This is a genomic window from Paenibacillus sp. 01T422 (assembly GCF_056398785.1).
The window spans coordinates 1-3,085 of sequence record NZ_JBFTQB010000797.1; the positions used below are offsets into that span (position 1 = coordinate 1).

The following is a 3,085-nucleotide window of genomic DNA, read 5'->3' on the forward strand; positions in this document are numbered from 1 at the left end:
AACATACCCCATCCCCCTATATTCACATAGTGTGTGAATTTTTTTAACATTTATCTTATTCGACATTTTATAGTTGTTTCTGTCGTAACGCAAGACAAAAATAGAAATTTTCGAAAATCTTTAATACTTTTGACCTATAAGGGATTTTTGTCATATTAATTTTACGTCAGCTATATTGACATAATTTTCTGAAAAATCTACAATATAAGAAAATGTAGGCATCGCCATCAATTTACGTTATATTTTCTAACACAATTAAGAATGAAGATCAGAAAGGAGGCCTGGTTTCTGCTTCGGGCCCTTATCTCCATGTAGCTTCCGAATGCATAGTTAAGAAACCAGGAAGCTGCGATGTCAAAACCTGAGAATCTGGTCACCACACCTTATGATCCCGACCCCTTTTACGATGAAATGTTTATGAACGCCTATTCGGTTCGTTCTCATTATCAAACTGTATTCCGTCAGTTCATGACAATGAAATCCGGTAATCTGAACAAGCGCCAAACAGCTACCATGAAACGGATGATGGAAGAAGGAATTACCTTCACTCTCTACAGTCCTGATCAGACCGAGGCGCTAGAACGCACGATTCCTTTTGATCCAATTCCACGTATCATCCCAAGGGATGAATGGCTCAAGCTTGAAAAAGGGCTTAGTCAACGCGTGAAGGCGCTGAATTTATTCCTTAAGGACATCTACCATGACCAATGCATCCTCAAGGATGGCATTATTCCAAGAAAAATGGTTCTCTCGAACTGCTATTTCCGACCTGAAATGATGCGTCTATCCATTCCTAATGATGTGTACGTAACCGTTTCTGGCATCGACTTAATCCGCGACGAGCACGGTGAGTACTTTGTTCTCGAAGACAATCTCCGATCGCCGTCAGGATTTTCCTACTTATATAAAAGCCGTTCCATCATGACGCACTTATTCCCCGAGCTCGTGTTTAGCCATTCCATCCAAGATATCGAACAAAGTTTGAATGTATTTCTATCCGCTTTGCGCAGACTTAGTCCCTCAGGGAAAAAAGATCCTGTTATCGGCCTCCTTACACCAGGCTGTTATAATTCAGCTTACTTCGAGCATACGTTCCTTGCTCAGCAAATGGGAATCGAGCTTGTAGAAGGAAACGATCTCGTCGTCATCGATCACAAGGTGTACATTCGCAGTATCAAAGGACTTCGCCAAATCGATGTGCTTTATCGCAGAATTGACGATGATTTCCTTGATCCTCTTGCCTTTGACCCAAGTTCACTGCTCGGTGTCGCAGGCATTATGAATGCCTACCGCGCAGGCAACATCAACATTGTGAACGCCCCAGGCACTGGCGTAGCGGACGACAAAGCCATCTATGCCTACGTTCCCGATATGATTCGCTACTATTTGAACGAGGAGCCCATTCTGAATAACGTGCCTACGTACATTCTATCTAGACCGGACGAACGCGAGCATGTGCTCCAACATCTGGACACGATGGTCGTCAAAGAAACGTCCCTCTCGGGCGGATACGGCATGCTCATCGGACCAACAGCTTCGGACAGCGAGCTGGCGGATTTCAGGCTGAAAATCATAGCGAACCCTGATCGATATATCGCGCAGCCAACCATTCAACTGTCGCGAGCACCCGTCATGATGGATGGCCACATGGCCGCACGGCATATTGATCTCCGAGCTTTCGTTATCGCAGGTGAAACGATTGAGGTCATTCCCGGCGGACTTACGCGGGTAGCGCTCAAAGAAGGTTCACTCGTCGTGAACTCCTCCCAAGGCGGAGGCTGCAAAGACACATGGGTGACGAGTTCGTAGAAATCCACATTTAGATGGGAGGTCAGCGGAATATGGTGATGATGGGACGTACAGCGGAAGCTTTATTCTGGATCGGACGGTATACAGAAAGAACGGAGAATCATGCGAGGTTAATTGATGTTTATTATCATATCCGCGAAGAACGGGAGAGCAGCAGCGGTCAAATTTGGAGTCGGTTAATTGATACAATTGGCGACAGGGCTATTTTTAACGAGCAATATAGCAGCTGCACGGAGCAGCACGTCCTTCAATACATTACACTTGATAAAAATAATGTGAACTCTTTGCTCGCCTGCACCAATCATGCGCGGACCAACCTGCGCAATATTCGCGAGAAAATGCCAGCAGAGCTATGGGATATTATGAATGGCTTATATTTGTGGCTAAAAGAAAAAGATGTCCGCGATATCACAAGCGATTCACCGCATTTATTTTATCGGTTTGTCCGTGACAATTTATCCATGTTCCACGGAGCCGCCACCTCGGTTATGCCACGCCAAAATGAATGGCATTTCATAGAAGCAGGACGATATTTGGAGCGTGCGGAAAATTTGCTTCGCTTGCTGCAATCCTTATGCCAGGACTACGCCAAAGAGGAAGTGTCCTCTTACCCGCTGATGCTCTCTGTTCTAAAATCTGTCAGCGGTTATGAATCGTTCCGCAGAGAGTATGCGGACACAGTTAACCTGACCAACATCATCAAATACTTGATGCTGCATGAGGCCTTTCCTAGATCGATCAACTACTCTTTTCAAGCGTTGGAGCGTTCCTTGAAGAGCATCCAGCTCGAAGATCCCGATCTGAACATGACGGTACACAAATTAGCCAAGCTGGCAGGGAAAGTGAAAGCTAACCTGGCCTGCATGGATGAGGAAGATATTTTATCCGGTAAATTGGAAATGACCTTACAGGCTCTCCGTGAATCATGCAACCTGATGGGCATGCGGATGTCCAAAGTCTTTTTTCCCTCCAGGGAGGAGGTCATTGCATGAAGAAGCTGGAGATTACGCATATCACACGTTATTCCTACACAGATACAGCGCAGGACAGTGTCAATGAGGTTCGTTTAACACCGCTGACCGATAACCGTCAATCCTGCTACCATCACAGTATTATCACCGAACCTGTATCTCCCTTTTTTACGTATTCTGATTACTTTCATAACCGCGTGCATRCCTTCACCGTCAATAAAATCCATCGTGAACTCACGATCAAAATGAGATCTACCGTTGTGACACACGATAATGATAACATCCCGAGCACAGCCCTCTCCCCC

Annotated in this window: 3 protein-coding genes; all 3 read left to right on the forward strand. The window is 45.5% G+C overall.

Features of this window, described 5'->3' with window-relative positions; genetic code table 11:
- The first annotated feature begins 351 nt into the window (after positions 1 to 351).
- Positions 352 to 1,809 (forward strand): circularly permuted type 2 ATP-grasp protein, encoded by a 1,458-nt coding sequence (locus AC1DUA_RS31405; RefSeq protein ID WP_477503476.1) that lies wholly within the window; start codon positions 352 to 354, stop codon positions 1,807 to 1,809.
- 32 nt (positions 1,810 to 1,841) lie between these two features.
- Complete coding sequence (locus AC1DUA_RS31410) at positions 1,842 to 2,801, forward strand: alpha-E domain-containing protein (protein ID WP_477503477.1); 960 nt, start codon at positions 1,842 to 1,844, stop codon at positions 2,799 to 2,801.
- On the forward strand, positions 2,798 to 3,085 hold a 288-nt coding region (locus tag AC1DUA_RS31415), incomplete at its 3' end, for a transglutaminase N-terminal domain-containing protein (RefSeq protein ID WP_477503478.1). The genes AC1DUA_RS31410 and AC1DUA_RS31415, both read left to right, overlap by 4 nt.